General features: G+C 70.7%; 14 protein-coding genes. 4 read left to right on the plus strand and 10 right to left on the minus strand.

Annotation, left to right across the window (positions count from 1 at the left end; translation table 11 throughout):
* The first annotated feature begins 21 nt into the window (after window positions 1–21).
* A complete protein-coding gene (locus FHG54_RS12315) occupies window positions 22–963 on the plus strand; it encodes a hypothetical protein (protein WP_139417532.1) in 942 nt (313 codons plus the stop codon).
* Here the strand turns inward: FHG54_RS12315 and FHG54_RS12320 are convergent.
* On the minus strand, window positions 950–1,429 hold the full coding sequence (locus FHG54_RS12320) for an OsmC family protein (RefSeq protein ID WP_139418441.1): 480 nt from the start codon (window positions 1,427–1,429) through the stop codon (window positions 950–952). The genes FHG54_RS12315 and FHG54_RS12320 overlap by 14 nt on opposite strands.
* 85 nt (window positions 1,430–1,514) lie before the next feature.
* On the opposite strand from FHG54_RS12320, the gene gabT reads away from it, so the two are divergent.
* Both gabT and FHG54_RS12330 read left to right on the plus strand, forming a co-directional pair.
* Complete coding sequence (gene gabT, locus FHG54_RS12325) at window positions 1,515–2,891, plus strand: 4-aminobutyrate--2-oxoglutarate transaminase (protein WP_139417533.1); 1,377 nt, start codon at window positions 1,515–1,517, stop codon at window positions 2,889–2,891.
* 5 nt (window positions 2,892–2,896) lie between these two features.
* Window positions 2,897–3,886, plus strand: a complete 990-nt coding sequence (locus FHG54_RS12330) for an asparaginase (protein ID WP_139417534.1) — start codon at window positions 2,897–2,899, stop codon at window positions 3,884–3,886.
* 35 nt (window positions 3,887–3,921) lie between these two features.
* Here the strand turns inward: FHG54_RS12330 and FHG54_RS12335 are convergent, their stop codons facing one another.
* From FHG54_RS12335 to FHG54_RS12375, 9 genes are all read right to left on the minus strand, one after another.
* On the minus strand, window positions 3,922–6,900 hold the full coding sequence (locus FHG54_RS12335) for an FtsK/SpoIIIE domain-containing protein (protein ID WP_139417535.1): 2,979 nt from the start codon (window positions 6,898–6,900) through the stop codon (window positions 3,922–3,924).
* 140 nt (window positions 6,901–7,040) lie between these two features.
* Window positions 7,041–7,634: a zinc-ribbon domain-containing protein gene (locus FHG54_RS12340; protein ID WP_168197171.1), complete on the minus strand. Its 594-nt coding sequence runs from the start codon at window positions 7,632–7,634 to the stop codon at window positions 7,041–7,043.
* Entirely contained in the window at window positions 7,631–10,000 is a 2,370-nt protein-coding gene (locus FHG54_RS12345) for a transglutaminaseTgpA domain-containing protein (protein WP_139417537.1), read from the minus strand. The genes FHG54_RS12340 and FHG54_RS12345 overlap by 4 nt, the downstream gene beginning before the upstream one ends.
* An 8-nt stretch (window positions 10,001–10,008) precedes the next feature.
* On the minus strand, window positions 10,009–11,331 hold the full coding sequence (locus FHG54_RS12350; RefSeq protein WP_139417538.1) for a DUF58 domain-containing protein: 1,323 nt from the start codon (window positions 11,329–11,331) through the stop codon (window positions 10,009–10,011).
* The gene (locus tag FHG54_RS12355; RefSeq protein ID WP_139417539.1) at window positions 11,328–12,299 is read right to left on the minus strand and encodes an AAA family ATPase; all 972 of its coding nucleotides are present in this window, start codon (window positions 12,297–12,299) and stop codon (window positions 11,328–11,330) included. The genes FHG54_RS12350 and FHG54_RS12355 overlap by 4 nt, the downstream gene beginning before the upstream one ends.
* A 12-nt stretch (window positions 12,300–12,311) precedes the next feature.
* Window positions 12,312–18,197, minus strand: a complete 5,886-nt coding sequence (locus tag FHG54_RS12360) for a fibronectin type III domain-containing protein (protein WP_168197172.1) — start codon at window positions 18,195–18,197, stop codon at window positions 12,312–12,314.
* Window positions 18,197–19,618, minus strand: a complete 1,422-nt coding sequence (locus tag FHG54_RS12365) for a serine/threonine-protein kinase (protein ID WP_139417541.1) — start codon at window positions 19,616–19,618, stop codon at window positions 18,197–18,199. The genes FHG54_RS12360 and FHG54_RS12365 overlap by 1 nt, the downstream gene beginning before the upstream one ends.
* A 136-nt stretch (window positions 19,619–19,754) precedes the next feature.
* A complete protein-coding gene (locus FHG54_RS12370; protein WP_139417542.1) occupies window positions 19,755–20,582 on the minus strand; it encodes a PP2C family protein-serine/threonine phosphatase in 828 nt (275 codons plus the stop codon).
* Between the two features lie 25 nt (window positions 20,583–20,607).
* Entirely contained in the window at window positions 20,608–21,618 is a 1,011-nt protein-coding gene (locus FHG54_RS12375) for an FHA domain-containing protein (RefSeq protein ID WP_139417543.1), read from the minus strand.
* Window positions 21,619–21,776: 158 nt separating this feature from the next.
* Between FHG54_RS12375 and FHG54_RS12380 the strand changes: the two genes are divergently transcribed.
* Window positions 21,777–22,262, plus strand: coding sequence for an Lrp/AsnC family transcriptional regulator (locus FHG54_RS12380; protein WP_139417544.1), 486 nt, complete (start codon window positions 21,777–21,779; stop codon window positions 22,260–22,262).
* Window positions 22,263–22,294: the final 32 nt, after the last annotated feature.

The raw sequence follows: 22,294 nt of genomic DNA on the forward strand, positions 1-22,294 counted from the left end.
CGCACCGGTATCGTCGGTTCGATGCGCTCTGCCTCGATCATCAGCCGCGTCGCCGCGGCGGTCGTCGTGGTGCTCGCGTTCGCCGCGTGTTCGGGTCCGGGCTCCGGCGACATCAAGCGTGCCGCCGCCGGCAGTGAGGCCGCCGCCGTCGTCGAGCTGCCGATCCCGTCGGCGACCGAGTTCGACCCCGGCCACATCGTGAGCGACGACTCGTTCTACGACAGCGGCGCGATGAGCGAGGTCGAGATCCAGGCCTTCCTCGAGGGTCTCGACTGCCGCCCGAAAGACCGCGTGCCGTGCCTCGCCGACTTCATGCAGAGCACGGCGACGCTCCCGGCGGCGGGGCCCGGGCACTGCACCGAGTACCGGGGCGGCATCCGGGAGCGGGCGAGCCGCATCATCTCCAAGGTCGCCGCGTCGTGCGGTGTGAGCCCGAAGACCCTGCTCGTGCTCCTCCAGAAGGAGCAGTCGCTGCTCACTCGGCCGAGCGAGTCCGGCTACCTCCGGGCGATGGGGTACGGCTGCCCCGACACCGCCGACTGCGACACGAAGTACTTCGGCTTCTTCAATCAGGTCTACAACGCCGCCTGGCAGTTCCGGCAGTACACCGAGCAGCCCGATCGCGCGTACCGCATCGGCGCGGTCGACGTGCAGTTCCATCCGGATGCCGCGTGCGGCGCGGCACCCGTCGCCATCGCCAACCAGGCGACGGCGAACCTGTACAACTACACGCCGTACCAGCCGAACCCGGCCGCCGTGGCCGACCCCGAGGTCGGAGACGGGTGCTCGGCCTTCGGCAACCTGAACTTCTGGCGACTGTGGCACCGGTGGTTCGGCGACCCCGAATCGGAGCGGTACCCCGGCTTCCTGCCGCCGTGCAGCAGGCTCGTCGGCGGCCAGGCGTGCCCGATCCCCGAGGCGACGCTGCCCGCGGTGCCGCTGGCGCGACTCAGCGCTGACTGACGGTCACGACCGGTTCGTGCCGCACCGGGAATGCCACGGATGCCGCGATGAAGCACTTCTCGGCCGCCTCGCCGTGGATCGTGCGGGCGAGCCCCAGCATCGAGGCATCCGCCACGACGACGCGCGGTCGCAGTACGGCCTCGACGAATGCCCCGCCGCCGCGGCCGTCTTCGCGCATGAGCCCGACGGGCCGATCGGTGTAGCCGCGCACGAGAATGCCGTGATTCGTCGCGACGTGCAGGTACGAGAGCATGTGGCACTGTCCGAGAGCGGCGAGCAGCAGCTCCTCGGGGTTCCAGCGCTCGCGATCCCCGTGGAACGCCCGGTCGCTCGACCCCGTGATCTCGTGCAGCTTGTCCGCCGCGCGAACGACGTGCTGACGGCCGTAGTCGCGATAGCCCGAGGTGCCCGTGCCGCGGTCGCCCTGCCACTCGACCTCGATCTCGTAGCGGTGTTCGCCGAGCATGCTTCCTCCGATCGTGCGCGCGGGCCGCGCCATCCGATTCTGCACCCCGTTGGCGGCCTCGGCGCGGCGATAGGCTGGGGTCACCATGACTGATTCCCGCATCGACGCCCAGACAGCCGCCGCCCCGGTCTATTCCGTGCCGCAGGAGCGCAAGATCGTGACCGCCATCCCCGGTCCGAAGTCGCTCGAGCTGCAGGCCCGACGATCGAAGGTCGTCTCATCCGGCGTCTCCTCGGCGCTGCCCGTCTACATCGAGCGGGCGAACGGCGCGATCCTGGTCGACGTCGACGGCAACCGCTTCGTCGACTTCGGTGCCGGCATCGGCGTGACCACGGTCGGGCACACCGAGCAGAGCGTCGTCGCCGCGGCGGCCGAGCAGCTGCAAGACGTCATCCACACGCTCTTCACGATCACCCCGTACGAGGAGTACGTGCGTGTCGCCGAACTCCTCGCCGAGCGCACGCCGGGCAACTGGCAGAAGAAGAGCGTGCTCGTCAACTCCGGAGCCGAGGCGGTCGAGAACGCCGTGAAGATCGCCCGCAAGCACACCGGTCGCCGTGCCGTCGCCGTGCTCGACCACGCCTATCACGGCCGCACGAACCTCACGATGGCGATGAACTACAAGGCGATGCCGTACGCGACCGGGTTCGGTCCGCTCGCCGGCGACGTCTACCACGCGCCGAGTTCGTACCCATACCGCGACGGCCTGTCGGGCGAAGATGCTGCCGCCCGCACGGTCGCCTACCTCGAGAAGGTCGTCGGGGCGAGCGACCTCGCCTGCCTCGTCGTCGAGCCGATCCAGGGCGAGGGCGGCTTCATGGTGCCCGCCGACGGGTTCCTCCCGACCCTGCAGGCGTGGTGCACCGAGCACGGCGTCGTCATGATCGCCGACGAGATCCAGTCGGGCATGGCCCGCACCGGCCGCTACTACGCGAGCGAGCACTTCGGCTGGGAGCCCGACCTCGTGCTCTCGGCGAAGGGCATTGCGGGCGGCCTTCCCCTCGCCGCGGTCACCGGTCGTGCCGAGATCATGGACTCCGCGCAGCCCGGCGGACTCGGGGGCACCTTCGGCGGCAACCCCGTCGCATGCGCCGCGGCCATCGCCGTCTTCGAATCGATCGAGCAGAACGACCTGCTCGCCCACGCGCAGCGCATCGAGGCCGCCCTCCGCGCGGGCCTCACGAAGCTCGCGGAGCGCTACGACATCATCGGTGAGATCCGCGGCATGGGAGCCATGATCGCCATCGAGCTCGTGCAACCCGGCACCGCTCGCACCACGAAGATCCCGAATGCCGAAGCGGTCGCCGCGATCGTCGCGTTCGCCGGCCAGCACGGCGTGCTCTTCCTCAGCGCCGGCACCTTCGGCAACGTGCTGCGCTTCCTGCCGAGCCTGGCGGTGAGCGACGCACTCATCGAAGACGGTCTCCGCGTGCTCGACGACGCCCTCGCCTCCATCGGATAGCACAGGTGACCGGCACATTCTCAGTCACTGACAGCGTCGAACTCGCCGTGGTCGAGCGTAGTGGTTTCACCGAGTCCCGGCACGCGGGTTCCGCCGTCGTGCTCTCCCCCGAGGGCGAGGTGCTGCGCGCCCTCGGCGACGTCGTCACCCCGATCTTCCCCCGGTCCTGCCTGAAGCCGTTCCAGGCCGTCGCCGTCATGACCTCGGGCGTCACGCTCCGCGGCGAAGACGCGGCGATCGCAACGGCGAGCCATTCGGGCACCGCGGCGCATGTCGCACTCGTGCGGCGCCTGCTCGAACGGCAGTCGCTGCCCGAGTCGGCGCTCGGCTGCCCGCCGGCGGCCCCCAGCGACCAGGTGGCGCGCGAACAGCTCACCCGCTCCGGGGGCCCGCGTGAGCGGGTCTACATGAACTGCTCCGGCAAGCACGCGGCGATGCTCCTCGCCTGCGTCGCAGGCGACTGGCCGCTCGAGGGCTACCTCGAGTTCGGCCATCCGCTGCAGAAGCGTGTGCTCGACGTCATCGAACGCTTCACCGGAGAGCGCCCGGCGGCGACGGCGGTCGACGGCTGCGGCGCCCCCGTGCACGCGATCAGCCTCGGCGGGCTCGCTCGCGGCATCCAGAAGATCACGACCGCCGCGGCCGGCTCACCCTTCGCCCTGTATCGCGAAGCGGCGGCGCTCACCGAGGCCGTGCGCGAGCACGCCTGGGCCGTGGGCGGCCCCGGCCAGCCCGACACGGTCGCCGTCGAGCGCCTCGGCGTCTTCGCCAAGATCGGCGCCGAGGGCGTCATGGTCATGACGGCACCCGACGGCACCACCGTGGCGCTCAAGGTGCTCGACGGTTCCTCTCGCGCCTCGACGATCATCGCGCTCCGGCTGCTCGCCCAGTCGGGCGCGATCGACGACCGGGCCATCGATGCCGTGCAGACCGAGCTCGACCTCTGGGTCATCGGCGGCGAGCAGCGCGTCGGCTCGATCCGCGCCACCATCTGACCCGGCCCTGTACCCGAGCTCTCGGCCGACTGTCGTCAACCGCCGGGTGCCACGGGCCAGATCGCGCGCTGCACGCCCGTCACCGGGTGGATGACCCAGCATTGCGAAGTGTCGTCGAGGAGCGGAGGCAGTTCTCGGGTTCGCCCGAGGGAGCGGAACTCGATCAGGCTGCCGTGCACGACCTTTACCGCATCCTCCCTGAGCGTCGCGCTCAGCGACCAACTCGACGCCCACGCGTCGCCGTCGCCGACGATCACCGGTGGCGGCGCATCCGGGCTCGAGGCGGCGAGAGCGGCCCGCACGGCGACCTCGCCGCCGGCGGTGAGCAGAATCGGCGCTCGCCCTGCGGCGGCGATCGTCGCCGCGGCCGCGCGAGGTGCCGTCGTCACGACGGTGTACGGCGTGTCGGGGCGCAGCTCGAGTGGCAGCACCGGGGGCGCGGCGCCGAACGAGCGTCGGGCCGCATCGACGACCTGCAGCCGGTGCCCGTGCCACTGGCCCGACCCTGAAGGCGCCGTCCCGCGCCAGAGCTCACCCCGGCCGCCCGCCTGCACGAGATCGGTTCGCGTCGCGTGCCGAAGCAGGAGACGCGAGCCGAACGCATCGCGGAGCCCCGCCCCGAGCGCCGTCGGCTGCACCGCTGACGCGGCGACCGCCAGCCCCCGTGCGCGCCCCTCGCGGATCAGCGACTCCACCATGGCCGAGGCCGCATGCCGGTACTCCTCCGGCCAGGCGCGGAAGCGCATGTCGAGGTCGTCGATCACCACGAGCGTCGGAACGACCGCTCCCCCGCGGACAGCGGCCTGTGCGCCGGCAAGCGCGTCCCAGACCGCGCTCCGCGGTCCGTCGAGACGCAGCGTCGTCGACGGAACGTCGTCACCCCCGGCCAGGCTCTCTGCGGCGGATTCGGTGGCGTTCTCGACCGCGTTCTCGACCGCAGTCAGCGCCGTGCTCCGCCCGCTGCCGGGAGCGCCGAGAACGAGGAGGGCGCCGTCGCGCAGCGGCGACCACCGTGCGGCACTGCGGCGCTGCCGCTCGGGCTCGTCGACCACGCCGAACGAGAGCCCGTCGAACGAGAGCGCATCGTCACCGATGGCGGGGCGGTCGTTCACCGTTCCCGCCCGCTGCCCCGCCGCTTCCGGTTCTGCGGCGGTGACGAGTTCGGCGACCGCATCGGGGGCGATGCGGGTCGGCAACGGATCGAGCCAGGTGCGTCGCGCTCGCCGGGAGCCGGATGCCGCCGCGACCTCATCGATCAGTTCGCGGACGGCGATCGCGCTCTGGAACAGCACCGGAATGCCGTCACCGCGATCGATCACCCCACGGCCGGGAGCGCTCGAAAGAATCTCCGAGGCCTCCGGCGTGCCGACCACCGCCTCGCTGTCGGAGCGCTGCAGCACACGCAGCGACACGCGGATCGCGCAGTTGGCGGTGACCTGTTCGCGAACGACGCCGTTGGGCCGCTGCGATGCGAGCACGAGGTGAACGCCGAGCGAGCGTCCCCGTGCGGCGATGTCGCCGACGACCGCGCCCAGTTCGGGAAAGCGCTCGATCATCGCCTGGAACTCGTCGATGACGATCACGAGACGTGGCAACTCGACCCGGTGGTCGAGAGCGGCGATGTCTCGAGCACCCGCTGCGGCGAGCACCGTCTCGCGGTGCGTCAGCTCGGCGCGCAGGCTGAGCACGGCGCGCTCCGCCTCCGATTCGTCGAGGTCGGTGACGATGCCCGTGACATGCGGAAGCCGGCGGACCGGCTCGAACGCCGCCCCTCCCTTGAAATCGACGAGCAGGAACGAGACGCGCGACGGCGGGTGGGCCCCCGCGAGCGCGACGATCCAGGCGAGCAGGAATTCGCTCTTCCCGCTGCCGGTCGTGCCGGCGACGAGCGCGTGCGGTCCGCTCCGTGCGAGGTCGAGTTCGAGCGCGTCGTCGGCCGCGATGCCGACGACGGCGGCGAGCGTGGACCGATCGGCGCCGTCGCCGCCCGAGCTGCGAAGCTCGTCGAGCCGCACTCGCGACGGAAGCGCGCGTGAGCGGTTGCCGAATCCGGCTCGTTCGGCCGCGGCCGCGGCCGAGCGGGCCCAGCTCTCCGATTCAGCGGCACCGACGAGCACGGGGACCATCGGTGCATCTGCGGCTGTGCCCTGACGTCGCAGGATCGCACGGTCGGGCCCTTCGAGCATGACGATCGCACCGAGACCCGGCGGCAGTTCCGAAGGGATCCTCGCGATCGCGACCACGGCGGAGTCCGGCTCATCGGTCTGCGGTGACCCCGCCGGCCGATCGATCACCACCAGTCCGGCACGGCCCCGCCCTCCCGCGTGCGGCAGGTGGTGCAGCCATGCCCAGGGATCGCCATCGCGCTGCACGGGGCCGGCGACGGTGAAGCCGCGAGGATGCGCGTGGTGGGCGAACTGCACCACGCAGGCGCGCGCAGCGGCGCGCGCGAGCTGCAGTTCGCCGGCGAACCCGATTCCGGAGCCTGCCGCTGCGAGCACCGGCGCGTCGTCGAGTCGCCCGGCCCCGAGCAGCAGCTCACGGTCGGTGGAATCGATCGGCGCACCGTCGACCCTGAGCGAGCTCGCCACTGCACCGCGACCGAGCACGATCGGGGGCGGCGGGTCGTCTCGCCACGCCGAATGCTCCGCTTGCTCGAGCACACGGCGCGACGACGGCGATCGATGCCACGCGGCTCTCCGTTCGAGATCGTGCCGCTCCCGAATCTCAGCCGAGAGCTCGATGAGCCTCCGTCGTCGGTCATCGGCCCCGCGTCGGCGCTGCCGACGCGCGGAGCGCCGCGCATCCACCATCGAGGCGATCGCCACGAGCGGGCCGAGCGCCGCGAACATCAGCGAGAACAGCGACCCAGTGATCGCCCACAGTCCGATCGCGCCGGCCACCGGGGCGAGCGAGGCGATGAGCGGAAATCCCGCGCGTGCGGGATCCGCGGGAGCGGGGGGCAGCGCGAGCGGGATGTCGAGCGACGCGGGTGCGGTATCGAAACGGTCCACGGTGCGATCAGATCACGAGCGGCAGAGCCGGCGCCGAGGCCGGCACGGTTCGGTGGGCTCGTCGGACGGTATGGGGCTGTGGAGGAGGGGTCCGTGCGAAACGTCGGCCCGAGGCGAGTTGCCCCTCCTCGCAAGGAACGTCAGGAAACCACGAAGAACTGCTCGGCGAGCTCGACCCGGCTCCCCCTCGGCACGAGGTAGCGGCGGCCGGGCTCGCACCGCATCGCCCCGTCGTCGGGACGACGCACGATCGTGCCATTGCCCGAGAACCGGTCGGCGATCCAGAACGTGCCATCGTGCTCGCCGAACTCGAGGTGCGTCTTCGACACCGACAGGGAGCGATCGGCGATCTGCACGAGATGATCGAACACCTCGCCCGGCTGCGGCAGCGGACGACGACCGATCAGTCCGGTGCCGAAGACCGTGCGGGTCTCGCCGGTGCTGAATGCCAATGCGAACCGCACCGGCCCGCCCCTCACCAGCGGCCCGCCCGTCACGAGCGACTCGTCGCCCGAGGCATCCGCCCGCTCTATCGCCGTGGGGGCGCGGAAACCCTCGACCGGGATCGAGATCACGCCGCTGCTGCGCCGCACTGAACGCTCGAGCACCGTCGTGTCGCCGGGGCGAGGGTCGAGGCGGCGGCGCGACTCGGGAGTCGCGCTCGTCGAACTGCCGCATTCGCCGCAGAACATCGCTCCGTCGGGGAGCTCGGCCCCGCAGATCCGGCACCTCACGACGGCGCTCCTCTCCGGCTCACAGCGTACCCGCCGAGGGAGGCCAGCGAGACCCGGGCCCTGAGTCGCTCGCGCAACGATCGGGGTTCCCCGAGCCGGCGCTGCAGTTCATCGACCGACTCCCACACCCGGAGATCATCACCGTCGGTCGGGCCGTCGGGCGCGAACACCGAGCGGTCGACGACCGAGGCCAGCACGAGCGGCGCGAGCCCGCCCACAGTGGCCGCCTGCTCGGCTCGCGTCGCGGTGGGCTTGATCGGATAGCCGAAGTCGGCAGCCGAATCGGCGAACTCCTGCCACCCGCCCTCGATGCGTTCGACGGCGGTCGGTGCTGTACGCCGCAGACGCCGACGCCGCAGCTTCGCGACCACGACCGCGAGGAACGGACTCAGGAGCACCGCGAGCACCCCGAGCACGAGTCCGGTGACCCCGAGCACGCCGAGCAGCGTCTGCATCCAGGCATCCCGGCCGTCGGATTCGTCGGGCGGGGTCTCGGGATCGTTCGCGAGTTCGTCGACCGGCGTGCGTTCCGCCGGCGGTGGCAGCGCCGACTGCGGCCGCGACACGATCGTCGGCTGGTCGGGCTCGCGCTCGGGTATCGGCCGCGGCATGGGGTTCGGGTCGACTGGGATCCACACGCCGTCGGCGCGCTGCACCTCGATCCAGGCCTGCTTGTCACCGCTCACGAACCGCGTGACGCCGTCGGGCACCGACTCGCTCGGGGCATCCGTCTCGCCCGACGACCCCGACGGCCCTGCCGACCCTGCCGCCACGGCCGCGGCCTCATCTGCCGCCGCGGCGGCCGCCGCCCTGCCGGGCAGGTACCCGACGGCGACCCTCGCCGGAAACCCGATGCGCCGCGCCATGAGCGCCGCCGCCACCGCGTACTGCTCGCCATCGCCGACCATGGGTCGTTCGTTCCCGAGTTCTGCGAGACGGCCGAGCGAGTGCCCGGATCGGCTCGCCACCTCGTCGTCCGCACCGTGGCTGACGTACCCGTTCGCTTGGAATCCCTCGATGACGGCCCGCAGACGATCCCCCGGCTCATCGGACGCCGGAGCCCACTCTTCGAGCAGGAGCGCGAGCTCCTTCGGCAACTCCGGCGCCGCCGGCAGCACGCTCGTGCCGGGGTCGAGCGGACCGAGTGCAGACGGATCGACCGGCACCACAGAGGTCGCCGTGTAGCGATCACCGGGCTGCAGTGGCGTCTGCACCGCACCCGTGCTCGTGACCTCGTTGTAGAAGAACGACTCGGTGAGCGTCTCGGCGCGCGGCCCGCCGAACGTCATGCGCTCGAGACGGCCGATGCCGGGCACCCATACCTCGGCGTACCCGCTGATCTCGACTTCGATCGAGAGCCGATCGGTGGCATCGCCCAACCCCGACTGGTCGAGCCGGTACGGCACCCGCGTGAACCGCCCCGATGCGGAATCGCCGTCGCCCCCGCCCACCGTGTAGACGATGCCGTCGTACGAGTCGAGGCTCGCCATTCGCACGCCGGCCCCCTCGGGCAGCCCGCGAACGTCGAGCATCGGCCGGTCCGCGACGCCGTCGCGGAATGCAGCCCGAAACCCCGCGAGGGGGCTGTCGTGCTCCCTCGGCTCGAACGGCGGCTGCAGCTCTGCTCGCACGACGTTCCGCGGCGGCACGGGCAGGGCGACGGATGCCGCGGTCGCACCCACGACCGCAATGGCGACGAGCACCGACGCCCCGGCCACGCGGCGCGCGTCGGAGAGAGCGGCCTCGACCTTGCGGCCGCTCGTGATCGCACGACGATCGGCGATCGCGACCCTGACGAGCCACGCCACCGTCGTGATGAGGAAGGCGATGCCCGCCTCGACGGCGAATGCCGAATGAACGACGCCGAGTGCGATGCCCGTGACGAGGAGCACGGCCGGCGGCAGGGCCGCCGCCGCCGGCCAACGGCTGCGCAGCGCGATCGTGGTCGTGGCCGTTGCCGCGATCAACCCCAGCAGGAACGGCGGCACGAGCAGTGCCTGGTACGACCCGACCGGGACGGAGATCGTGACGAGCTGTTTCCAGGAGAGCGCGGCGCCCGCAAGCAGTTCGACGAAGCCGGCGGGAGTCGGCACGACGCCGGCGATCGCGCGACCGGGCACCGCGGCCGGCACTCCCAGCACCAGGAAGACGCCGAAGACCGAGAGCACGACGACCCACGTGGGCAAGCGGAACCGCGCCCCGAGCACGCCGATCACGACACCGGCAACGATCGCGACCGCTGCGGCGATGAGGAACGCCGTGCTCTCGTAGATCGGCCACCACGGCACCATCGCCGCGGCGAGCATCGCGGCGACGAGCGCGACCGTGACGAGGGTCGGTCCGAATCGACGTGCGCCCGCCGGCATGCGGTGATTCACGAGACCGACGCCGATCGCGCGAGCAGGGCGCGCAGGTCTTCGAGATAGCCGATGCCGAAGACGGTCAGGCCGGCGATCGTTCGCGCGCTCGCCTCGCCCTCCGGCGAGCACTGCACGGCGATCGCCTCGACCGCGGGCGGCAGCCGCGCCGCCGCAGCTCGCACCGGGGCGACACCGCGAGCGGAGCCCGTCACGATGAATGCGAGCGAGACACCCGAGATCGTCTCGGCGGCCGCCCGGGCGACGTCGGGCAGCATCACGGCATCTGTCTCGGTCTCGACGACGCACAGCGCGTCGAGGAGCCGATCGCGCGAGACCGTCGGGAGCTCGCGCATCGCTGAGCGACCACCCCCCGTCGCCTGCCGACGCCCGGAGACCACGAACGACACCGTCCGGGCGTCGCGGATCGCGCGCGCACCGACCGATGCCGCCGCGCCGACGGCGAGCTCGAATTCCGCCTCGTCGACATAGGCGGCGGGATCGAGGTCGAGGAGCACCATGAGACGGCTGCGCCGGGTCTCCTCGAACTGGCGCACCATGAAGACGCCGGTCTTGGCTGAGCTCCGCCAGTGGATGAAGCGACGATCGTCGCCGGGTACATACTCGCGCAGGGCGTGGAAGGCGATGTCGCTCACCGTCAGGTCGCGCGTCGGCGTGCCCTCGAGATCGCGGATGAAGCCCGTGCTGAGCGCGTTGATCGCCACGGTTCGGGGATGCACGTGCAGTTCGGCGGTCTCCGACCACACGTACTCACGTCGCATGAGCCCGATGGGATCGGCGTGGACCGTGCGAGCCGGACCGACCGGCACCACGCCGCGGCGCTCGGTCGGAATGTCGAACTGCTCATCGAACACCGCACCGCGCGGCAACCCGGGCAGCACGCGTTCGATGATGCGCCGGCCCACGGGCAGTTCGAGCTGGACCGCACCGAATCTGCGGCGACCCGGGTTCGCGGCGATCAGCCTCGCGCGGGCCGGCTCGCCCACGACCACCCGCGGCAACGGCAGCAGGAGCTGGATGGTGCCGGCACCGCGCCCGATGAGCCAGACGGATGCCGCGGCCACAAGCACCGCGAGTCCCCACCCGAGCGCGATGAGCTCGAGCAGACCCCAGGTGTACCCGGCGACGAGCACGAATGCCGCGGCGATGACCACCGCCCAGCCGAGCGGCGTCACGACGCCCTGCACGTACCTCGCGCCCTGGACGATGGCCGTTCCGGCGCGACCTGCCGCCACGACGGCTCGCCCGATGATCACCGCGAGCAGGCCGGCCTTCCTGGCCTCCTCGGGGATGGTCGTGCGGGTCTCGGTGAGCGTCACACCGCCTGCCTGGTCGAGGGCGGCGGCGTCTCGATCAACACCTGGGCGATCATGTTCGAGGCCGTCACGCCGTCGAACTCCGCCTCGGGGTCGAGGATCAGCCGATGAGCGAGCACGGGCTCGGCGAGTGCCTTCACGTCATCGGGCACGACGTAATGGCGACCGCGCCCTGCCGCGTGCGTCTTGGCCGCTCGGATGAGCGCGAGCGCCCCGCGCACGCTGACGCCGAGCCGCACCTCGCGAGCCGTACGGGTGGAGTCGACGAGGCGCGAGACATAGTCGTGGATCGTGGGGTCGACATAGACGGTGCGTGCCGCTGCGGCCATCTCGACGACCTCCTCGGCGGCGAGCTGAGGGGTCACGCGGTGCTCGTGCGCTCGCTGATCGGCGCCCTCGAGGATGCGGATCGTCGAAGCGTGGTCGGGGTAGCCGATGGAACTGCGCATCAGGAACCGGTCGAGCTGCGCCTCGGGCAGCCGGTACGTCCCTGCCTGCTCGACGGGGTTCTGCGTCGCGATGACCATGAACGGATGCCCCACCGGATGCGTCTGCCCGTCGACCGTGACCTGGCCCTCCTCCATGACCTCGAGAAGCGCCGACTGCGTCTTCGGGCTCGCTCGGTTGATCTCGTCGGCCAGCACGATGATCGAGAACACCGGGCCGGGATGGAACTCGAACACCCCGGTGCGCTGATCGTAGACGGTGACCCCCGTAATGTCGCCGGGCAGAAGGTCGGGAGTGAACTGCACACGATTGCTCGTGCCGTCGATCGACTGGGCCATCGCCCGCGCGAGCGAGGTCTTGCCCGTGCCCGGCACATCGTCGAGCAGCAGGTGACCCTCGCTGAGGAACGCGGTGAATGCGAGCCGGATGACCCGGTTCTTGCCGAGTAGCACTTCTTCGACCGCGCCGACGAGTCGATCGAGCGTCGCGGCGAACCGCGCCGCCTCCTCGGGGGTCATGGTCATCTCGGCTCCATCTCAGCGGTTCTCGTAGCGAACGACGACGCCCGCGATCTCAACATCCAACCAGACGCGCTCACCGCCCACGGCGTCGGGGATCTGACAGTTCGTCGGAGTCTGCGCGGGGCGGCCGGTGCGGTCGCCGTCGATGCCGCAACTGAACGCCACCGGGAGGCCGGAGTTCGCGGGTGCCGCGGTCCACGACCAGTTCTTCGCACCCTCATCCCAGATCCGGCTCGGCAACGCGAACGACAGCGAGGGCCTCGCATCGGAAGGTATGGCTCCCGACCACGCTCCGCAACTGCCCCAGACCGAGCAGGTGCGCACCTGGAATCTCACGGCTTCGCCGAACGGACGGGCGAAGAGATCCTGCGCCCACCCCGAGCCGCTGAAGCTCTGCAGCGTACCGGGGATCTGCGCACCGTTCTGGTCGACGGCGACGATGTCGTAGCGCCACGCATCGGGCGAGACGCCGGTGATGTACCGGTCGTAGACATCGGCGGTGCGGAAGTCCATGCGGCTGTCGACGTCACGAACCGCACCGGGCGCGGGCCGTACGACGGCTCCGGCGACCTCGGTGTTCACGCATGCCGCGCGGTTGTAGCCCCACACGACGAAGGAGTACCTGGTGGACTCCGCGGTGCCGGCGAACTGCACGCTCGTGACGCCCGGCCCCACGGAGACCACTTCGGCGACGGACCCTCCGCCGACCGGCGGGGAGACGGTGCCCGGCGCCGGCTTCGACACGGAGCACGCCTGGCCTCCGCCCGGCACTCTCGACTCCCCGTCGACGAGACGCTCGACGAAATACCCGCCGATGGGGTCGCCGTTGCCCGCGAACGCATCCCAGGCGACCGTGACCGTGCCGGCTGCGGCGTCGCCGTTGACGGCGATGCCGCCGGCGATCGGTGCGCCGAACGGGGTGCCGCTGGTGCCCGCCTCATTCCAGACCGCGAGCGAAGGATACGCCTGGTTGCGGGCACTGACCGTGATCGGCACCTGGCTACCGTTCACGAGCGGCGGGGAATCGACCGAGCAGAGCGTCGCCGTGCACGCGGTGCTCGCCGAGACTTCGCTCGGAGCGCCGGCGACGGTGACCACGTACGACTCGATCGCGCTCCCGGAACCGGCCCGCACCGGATCCCATTCGATGGAGAGGCGTCCGTCGAGCGGCATCGCCCGCAGTCCGCTCGGCGGCGGCGGAACGACGTCCGACCAGAGCGGCCCCGGCGCGTCCGCCGGGTCGGAGAGACCGATCGCGTTCTTCGCCCGCACCCGCACGTTGACGGCGTTCGCCGGGCCATTGCCGTACGTCGGCACCGTGCACGTCGTCGCGGAGCACCCCGTCGTGCTCGTCACCTCGCCCGTGTCGGCATCGACGACCTCGATCTCGTAGCCCGTGATCGGCGAGTTGTTGAACGCGCCCGCGCCGAAGGCGACGTCGAGGGTGCCGTCGCCGAAGCCGGTCACGCTCGCCCCGGTGACCGGGTCGGGGCGGTCCTGCACGGAGATCGTGACGAGCCCCCAGGCGTATCGGCTCGCGTCGCCGGTGGCGTCGGCCACTTGGTACTGCACCGTCGAGTTCACGGGCGCCGCGCCGGGATCGATGGTCACGTTCAGGGTCGAGCGGTCGTCGCTCGGTTCGATCGAGACTCCGGCGGGCAGATCGTCGGCGTCGGCCCCGCGTACGTCGACGACCCGCAGCGGAACGTCGGGGAACGGGTTCGTGGCACGGTCGTTCTCGAGCACGTCGATCGCCGTCGTGCGTCCGCGGGCGACGATCGCGCTGTCGGGTGCCGGACGGGCGATCGGTTTCGTCGACGGCACCACTCGCAGCTCGATGCGGCCCGGTCTGCCCTCGCCGGCATCGTCGGCGACCCCGATGGGGACCGCGGCCCGCGTTCCCTTCGAGGTCGAGGCGTCGGCGCTGATCGTGAGCTCGCTGCCGTCGAACGAGAAATCGAAGCCCTCGACCGGCGGCGGCAGCAGCTGGTAGACGAGTTCGTCGCGCGCCCCGGGGTACGGGTAGTTCGTGAGCTTCAGCAGATCGATCTGCTTGGACTGGCCGGGTTCGAAGTCGATGACGCCACCGACGAAGACGGGCGGCTGGCTCTTCGTCGGCGCCACGGTGATCGGCACCACGATGGTGCCGATCCGTGCCGAGGGGTCGGTCGCCGATTCGCCGTCGGTCACCGTGAATGAGAGGGAGGCCGGCCCGAAGTAGCCCTCCTCGCTCCGGTACCTGAGCGTGTTCTCATCGACGACCAACTCGGTTCCGTCGCTGTGCGATGCGCGCACGGTCGCGGCATCCGTGATCTTCACCGGTCGCCCCGAAGCGGCGATGACGTAGTCGTCGAGTTCGATCGTGACCTCGTCGCCGCTGACGACGCGAACGGCCGGGGCATCGGTGCGCAGTTGCGGGAGCGCGTCGTCGCGGCCGGGCACCCAGATGAATGCGTACGCGACGATCGACGGGTCCTCAGGATGCGCGACGGAGAACGGGATGACACGCCGGTGGTCCGCCACCGGCACCCGGATGCTGCCGTTGCTGCGAACCTCGGCGCCGCTCTCGTAGCCGTCGACGAGTCCGACGGTGAGATCGGAGACCTCGGCGTCGGCGAGGAACACGTTGCGGAGCACGGGCACGTCGATGCTGTCCTTGTCGAGGATGTCGCTCAGGGTGAGCACCGTGTCGGATGCCTCGGGGCGAGCGAGCGCCGCGGTATCGCTGGCTTCGACGCGGAGGAAGGTCGAGGCACTGCCGAGCTGTTCGTTCTCGATCGTGTAGATGAAGCCGTACTCGCCTTCACCCGGCGGAAGCTCGACCTCGATGCGATCGTCGACGATGGTCGCGACGGCCTCACCCTCGGTCGGCGTGACGTTCGTCAGCGTCAGAGCGCCCCCGTCGGGATCGGAGTCGTTCTCGAGCACCCGGACGGAGACCGTGCGCGCCGGCCGCACCTGCACGAAGTCGTTGACGGCGACCGGCGTGCGCGCTCCGTCGAGGCGCGGCGCGATGCCGACTCTGACGGTGCCGACGGCGCGCGCACCGAGGGCGTCGACGACCTCGTACTCGAAGTCATCGGTGCCCGCCGAGTACTCACCCGCCTGGTATTCGAGCCAGTCGGGGCCATGGGCGTTGACGTTGCCGAGTTCGGGGCTGCCTCCCTGCCCCAGCAACTGCACGCTATCGCCCTCGGGGTCGGATCCGCCGAGCGGCACCGGGATGCGGACCGTCTCGCCCGAGAGCACGCGGGCGGTCACGGTCGCCGGCACCGGCGGCGTATTGGTCTCGGCGTCGGCGGCACGCACCGAGATCTGCACAGTGGCGGTGGCCGACTGTCCGTCGGGCCCCGTGATGCGGTAGATCGCCTCGTACTCCCCCGGCGTCTCGGGGGCGAAATAGCGGAGCCGATCGCCGTCGACGAAGAGCAGACCGGCTTCGGGCTGCCGTTCGACCGTCGGATCGAGTGCGAGCGGCAGGGTGTCGGGGTGCTCGTCGTTGGCGAGCACCGAGATGTCGACGACGTCGCCGGTACGCGCAGAGATCTTGTCGGGCACCGCGACGGGCGGCTGGGCGATCTCGAGTTGTGGCACCTCGACGAGGGTCACCTCGCCCTCGGCCTCGGCGAGGCCGTTGCTGATGCGGTACCCGAACACCGACGAGCCGGTCTCGAGCGGTCCCGAGAGCGTCACCCGGAGAATACGGTGCTCGACGACCTCGACCTGGATGCCGGCGTCGACCTCGGGGCTGCCGAGGCCCGTGAGGATCAGCACGCCGCCCGTCGGATCGATGTCGGTGGCGAGCACGTCGACGTCGACCGGTTGTCCGATCCTGAGGAACGCCGTGTGCGGCACCGTGATGGGGGTGGTGTCCTGCTCGGGCGGGGCCGCGACCTCGACTCTGACGCGGCCCGTCGTCGTCCACGTGCCATCCGTCACCGTGTATTCGAGCGAGTGGGTGCGCACGGCGGAACTCACGAACCGGAAGGTGCCGCCGTCGAAGTCGGGGGTGAGCTGCGCGTCGGGCTTGGCGGGGACGGCGCTCAGCTGGATCTGACCCGAACCGCCGCGCACGTGCCGAAGCGGGTCGATCCGCACCTCTTCGCCCGCCGTCGCGAGCACGACGAAGGGATCCGCAACGATGGGCACATCACCGGGCGGCCGAACGCCGACGCCGAGCACGCCGACGCCGGTGTCGCGCCCGTCGGACACCACGAGCGAGACGGATCGTTCGGTGCCGGCACCGCCCTTCTCGTCGAACACGATCATGCCGTCGGCCGTCGACGACAGTGCGTCGGGCGCGGCGGTCGTGGCTCGCTCGAGGAAGAACGGATCGCCGTCGGGGTCGACCCAGTCGCCGAGCACCGCCGTGTTCACGCGGCCCCCGGCCGCCACGAGTGCCTTGGACTGCCGTTGCTGCACGGGCGGCGAGTTCTCGTCGGGGTCGCGCACGGTCACGCTGACCGAGGCATGGGCGGTGCCGCCGAAGCCGTCGTCGATCGTGTAGCCGAAGGTGATGACCCCGGATGCCTCGTCGTCGAGCTGGAGCTGCAACTGCTGTTGGTCGGCGATCCGTTCGAGCACGACACCGGCAGGCAGCTCACCGTCGACGGTCTTGACGATGAGGGCGTCGCCGTTCGCGTCGTAGTCGTTCAGCAGCACCGGCAATGACGTCGTGCGGCCCGGGCGAGCGCCGAAGTCGTCATCGGCGGCCACCGGCGGCACCTGGCTCTTCTCGAGCGTCGGCGGCGTGTCGGGGTCGTTCTGCTCGACCGTCTCCTCATCGCGCTCGATCGCGAGCAGGGCATCCCAGTTGTCGATGAGTCCGAAGCCGGCATCGACCGCCCACGTGAGGCCGCTGCGGCGTTCGTTGAGCACGAGCGTCGCGCCGTTGGCGACGAACGCGTAGTCGCCGGTGCCCGGTGCAGACGGCAGTTCGACGTCGTCGCCGGCATCGGCACCGCAGGAGCGCCATGCCGTGCCGCCGCCCCACGCGGCGTAGAGGCATCCGTCGTGCGTGAACGGTGCGGCAGGAATGCCCGAACGACCCTCCACCAGCATCCGCGGCGCCTCACCGTCGAGTCCGACGCTGACGAGCCCACGCCGTGTGGCGATCACGACCTCGTCGCCACTGTTCGACGGGGCCTGCAGCACGGGCGCGTCGTTGGCGCCGATGGCGTCGCCGAGGTCGATCGCCCCGCGCTCGAGATGCAGGATGCGGGTATCGACGTCGTAGACCGCCCACCGTCCGCCGACCGAGGTGATCACCACCTCGTGTTCCTCGACGAGCGGCTCGATCTGCCAGCGTGCTCCGACCGTCTCGGCATCGGCCGCGTCGACTTCGCCGATGTCGCCCGTCGACGGTGTGTAGGCGAAGAGCGTGCCGTCGGGTTCGACCGAGGTGACGGATCCGGGTCCGAACGAGAGCATGGGCTCGGAATCGGCGTCGAAACGCGCGAACTCGGAGACCGGCGTCGACCAGACGTCTCCTCCCGACTCGACGACGACCCGGGAACCGGCGAGGGCGAGCACTGCGTCGTCGGGCGGGATCGCGACGGTCTCGGTGAGACTCGACGTGGTCGCGTCGACCATGCGCACGGTCGCCCGATCGGGGTCGAGCACGAGCACCGTGGATCCCTGCTGCACGATCTCGACACCGCCCGAGCGGGTCTCCACGACCGAGTTCAGTTCGAGCAGGGCGGTGTTCGCACGGCCGACCGCCTGATGCTTGCCGCTGACCACCCACGCAGAGGCGTCGCCGAGATCGACGCGTTGCGCGGCGTACCCCCCGGAGGCGATCGCGACACCGGCCACGAGTGCCACCACGGCGGTGGTCGCCGCCACCGTGATGGCGGCGGATCGGCGTCTCAGAATGCGAGTCAGGTCGGGGATCTGCGGCATCATGACCCCTGGTCGACGGCGACGGACACGTCGACGCAGCGCTCGGCACTCGACGCGCCCGATCTGCCGTCACGCGTGACCGCGACGCTCGCGCACACCCGGTCGCCGTCCCCGGCGGTCACCGTGATGCTCGCCTCGCGCTGCGGCGGCAGCATCTCATCGTCGACGGTCACGACGTACGCGTCAGCGGTCTGGAGACCGGGGTCGTTCCAGGAGAAGGTCACGCCGCCGTCGGTCGCCGTGCCTTGGACGTCGGTCACCACGGGGATCGATCGGGCGCCCTGGATCACCGCGTAGGCACCGACGCCGACGAGCACCACGAGGGCCACGGACACGAGCGAGACACCCCACGCGAGCCGGCGGCTGCCGGGCCGGCTCGTGCGGCTGCCGCTCATGCCGAGGTCGTCGGCGCGGGAGTCGGCGCCGGGGAGCGCTGCACTGCGGGGTGCCGTGCGCGGCCGCCGGCGGCGCCGGCCGGCGTCACCGGTGCCGTGCACCCCGCTGACGCGGGTCCGCTCCTCGACGTCGACGGCGGTCGCGAGGGCCCAGTCGTCCACCGCGACCTCGATCGGAGTCTGGGTGAGCCCGAGTTCCTCCTCGACCGATTGCAGGTCGCGGATGAACTCGAGCGCATTCGCCTGCCGGTCCGACGGCCGGCGCGACATCGAACGTGCAAGCACCTGTTCGAGGCTCTTCGGCACGTCGGTGCGGCCGGTCGGAGCGAGCTTCGCCCTGTCGATGCGGGCCATCAGTGCGCCGGATCCGTTATCGCCGCCGGGCACCTCGAACGGGCTGCGACCCGCGAGCAGCGAGTACACGGTCGCGCCGAGCGACCAGACCTCGCTCGCGACGGTGCCGGAGACCTCGTCATGCAGCACCTCGGGCGCCGACCACGGGATCGACAGCCCGACGGCGTCGGAGGACTCCGCTTCGCCGAGGGTCGCCGCGATGCCGAAGTCGGAGAGGACGGGATGGCCATACGCCGTCGTGAGGATGTTCGACGGTTTGATGTCTCGGTGCAACACCCCCTGCCGGTGCGCGGTCTCGACGGCGCTCGCGATTCGCACCCCCACGGAGAGCACCTCGGCCAGCGGCAACTGCACCGCACGGTATCGCTGGCCGAGCGAGGCGGAGCAGTACTCCATCACGAGGTACGGACGCCCGTCGGCTGCGACGCTCGCCTGGTACACCGTGAGGATCGACGGGTGCGACGAGAGCTGTGCCATGAGGTTCGCCTCTGCCTGGAACATCTGGCGCAGGTCGTCGGTGACGACTTCGGCGAGGAGCACCTTCACGGCGACGAGCCGCCTCGGCATGTTCTGTTCGTAGAGGTACACGTCGGCGAAACCGCCGGAGCCGAGCACGCTGACGAACGCGAACCCGGGGAGGTTCGGCGGAGTGGACGGCAGTCGACGCGACACGTTCCTCCTGCCCTGCTCGGGGTCGTTGCAGCGCCACCCGGTCGCCGGCGGCGCCCGGTGCACATCATTGTAACCGCGGGCGACGGATGCCTCGTGGCGCTGTGGACAGCCCGGTCGGCCGCCCTCGCCGCACCCGTCAGTCGCGTTCCGGCTCGCCGACGCCGGTCTGCTGCGGTGCCGCCGGCCCGACGACCTCGAGCACGTCGACGACGATCGCCGTGACGTTGTCACGGCCTCCGTTGCCGAGTGCGGCTTCGAGCAACTGCCTCGCTGCCTTCTCGGCTTTCGCATTGGCGACGAGGAAGTGCCGGATCCCGTAGGTCGTCAGCTCCTTCGTGAGTCCGTCGGAACAGATCAGCAACCGCATGCCCGACTCGACGGCGATCGCGCGGTAGTCGGGGATGGGCATCTCATGGAAGCCGACGGCCCGCGTGATCACGTTCGAGTGCGGGTGCGTGTCGGCCTCTTCGCGCGTGATCTGGCCTGCATCGACGAGCTCCTGCACGATCGAGTGGTCGACCGTCAGTTGCTCCAGTACGCCGCCGACGAGCCGGTACACCCGCGAATCGCCGATGTTGAAGACGATCCACGCGGGTTCGTCGGAGATCACTCCGAGCGCGGCACCGGTGACCGTGGTGCCGCTGCCTTCATCGGTGACACCCGCACCGCGACCCATGTCCTCGACCGCGAGCCGCAGGGACTGGTCGATCTCGGCCGTGCCGACGAGGCTCCTGCCGCCGTGTTCGGCGAGCCGGGTGACGACCGCGGCGCTCGCGAAGTCGCCTGCAGCGTGGCCGCCCATGCCGTCGGCGACGGCGAAGATCGGAGCCTGGGCGACGAAGCTGTCTTCGTTGACCTCGCGGCGATGCCCGGTATCGGTGACCGCCGCCCACGCGAGCGTGACCTCGGTGCCGTCTGGCAGCGTGATCCGATGACGGGCATTGCCTTTGCCGATCTGGGTCACCTGGGAGGCCTGCTGTCTGTTCGGGTCATGCGCCGGGAGCACCCAGAGCGAAGAGGATCTCGACGATCGTACCGTCTCCGAGATCGAGGCTGCTTCCCGGAAGCACGACGATGGACTCCCCGGCGCGCAAGCGACGAGCGCCCGAACCCGTGCGGAGCACGGTGCCGTTGGTCGAGTGCAGGTCGGTGGCGACGAGTCGGGAGCCGACGATGCGCAACTCGAGATGCGTACCCGAGACGACCGCCCCGGGCGAGGAGACGGTCAGGAGTTCGGGCTGTGGGCCGGATGCGCCGATGCGCGGTTTCACGGGGCGCCGCCCGATGAGCACGGGAACCGTCACCGTCTGCGGCGGTCCGATGCCGACCCGGAATCGCGCCCCGATCGACTCGGTCTGCCGTTGCTCCCCCGGCGAAGTCGGCTCGGGCTCACGTTTCGGCTCCGCATCAGGATTCGGCCCGGCCTCCCCCGTGGCGGACCGGGATGGTCGCGGGGTCACGATCGTGTCGGCGACGGCGATCTCCACCGTCGCGGGCGCTGCGGCATCCGCCGTCTCGGGCACTGCCGCCCACTCGATGGACGAGGCCCGAAGACTCGCCCGACGATGGGTGATGCGCTCACCGGAGCCCGGCGCGCGTTCGAGCGGCGACGCGGCATCGGTGATGCGCAGCGCGACGACGTCGTCGAAGTCGGCGAGATGCCACGGCTGTATGCCGCGTGCATCGAACCGCCGACTGCCGCCCGGCGAGGCGAGGTCGACGACCGCATCGCCGCGCACGACCGCGGTGACGCCCGTCGACGAGTCTTCGCCGGTCCACCAGACGAGGCCGAACGAGTCGATCGGGTCGGTCCGGCCCGAGGGAATGAGCCCGACGAGGGCCTCGAGCGCGAGCTCATCGTCGCCTGCGGCCTCGGCGAGCGCGGTCAGCACCTCGTCTGGCGCGGGCGCCGCGAGCGCGGCGATGAACCGGTCTCCCAGGATCACGTCCCACACACGTGCACCGGCAACCGCCGAACTCGAGACCGCGCCTGAGACCATGCGGATCATTCTGGCACCGCGCCCGCCCCCTTCGCCGACACGGGTCGTGCCTTCCGGCACCGGTGGGCATCGGCCGAACTCTGTGGATTCAGTTGCCTGGACGCCGCAACTCAACGGAATCGCTTGCACGAGGCATCCTTCGCTGTCAGAATCGTGCCATGACGACGAACAACGGGCGTTCTTCGCAACCGCGACCCATGCACCTCGACGTCGTCTCCAAGGCGATCATCGAGCAGTTGCAGGCCGATGGGCGGCGCTCGTATTCCGACATCGGCAAGGCGGTCGGCCTGTCGGAGGCCGCGGTGCGGCAGCGCGTGCAGCGGCTCACCGAGTCGGGCGTCATGCAGATCGTCGCCGTGACCGACCCGATGCAGCTCGGCTTCACGACGCAGGCCATGATCGGCATCCACACCTCGGGTGACACCCGAGTGCTCGCCGAGCAGCTCGCCGAGATTCCCGAGATCGACTACGTCGTGCTCACTGCCGGAAGTTTCGACGTGATGGTCGAGATCGTCTGCGAGAACGACGACGAGTTGCTCGACCTCCTGAATACGCGCATCCGCGTGCTCGCGGGCGTGCAGTCGACCGAGACATTCGTCTACCTGAAGCTCCAGAAGCAGTACTACAACTGGGGCACCCGCTGAGACGAGCGGGTGCGCACCGAGAAGGGGAAGGC

Origin of the sequence: Agromyces laixinhei (assembly GCF_006337065.1) — a bacterium.
GTDB lineage: Bacteria > Actinomycetota > Actinomycetes > Actinomycetales > Microbacteriaceae > Agromyces > Agromyces laixinhei.

Bases quoted from the DNA above. Each gene is read 5' to 3' on its own strand.
- FHG54_RS12315 (WP_139417532.1), top strand. From the start codon at position 22: ATGCGCTCTGCCTCGATCATCAGCCGCGTCGCCGCGGCGGTCGTCGTG.
- FHG54_RS12320 (WP_139418441.1), bottom strand. From the start codon at position 1,429: ATGCTCGGCGAACACCGCTACGAGATCGAGGTCGAGTGGCAGGGCGAC.
- gabT (WP_139417533.1), top strand. From the start codon at position 1,515: ATGACTGATTCCCGCATCGACGCCCAGACAGCCGCCGCCCCGGTCTAT.
- FHG54_RS12345 (WP_139417537.1), bottom strand. From the start codon at position 10,000: ATGCCGGCGGGCGCACGTCGATTCGGACCGACCCTCGTCACGGTCGCG.
- FHG54_RS12355 (WP_139417539.1), bottom strand. From the start codon at position 12,299: ATGACCATGACCCCCGAGGAGGCGGCGCGGTTCGCCGCGACGCTCGAT.
- FHG54_RS12360 (WP_168197172.1), bottom strand. From the start codon at position 18,197: ATGCCGCAGATCCCCGACCTGACTCGCATTCTGAGACGCCGATCCGCC.
- FHG54_RS12375 (WP_139417543.1), bottom strand. From the start codon at position 21,618: ATGGTCTCAGGCGCGGTCTCGAGTTCGGCGGTTGCCGGTGCACGTGTG.
- FHG54_RS12380 (WP_139417544.1), top strand. From the start codon at position 21,777: ATGACGACGAACAACGGGCGTTCTTCGCAACCGCGACCCATGCACCTC.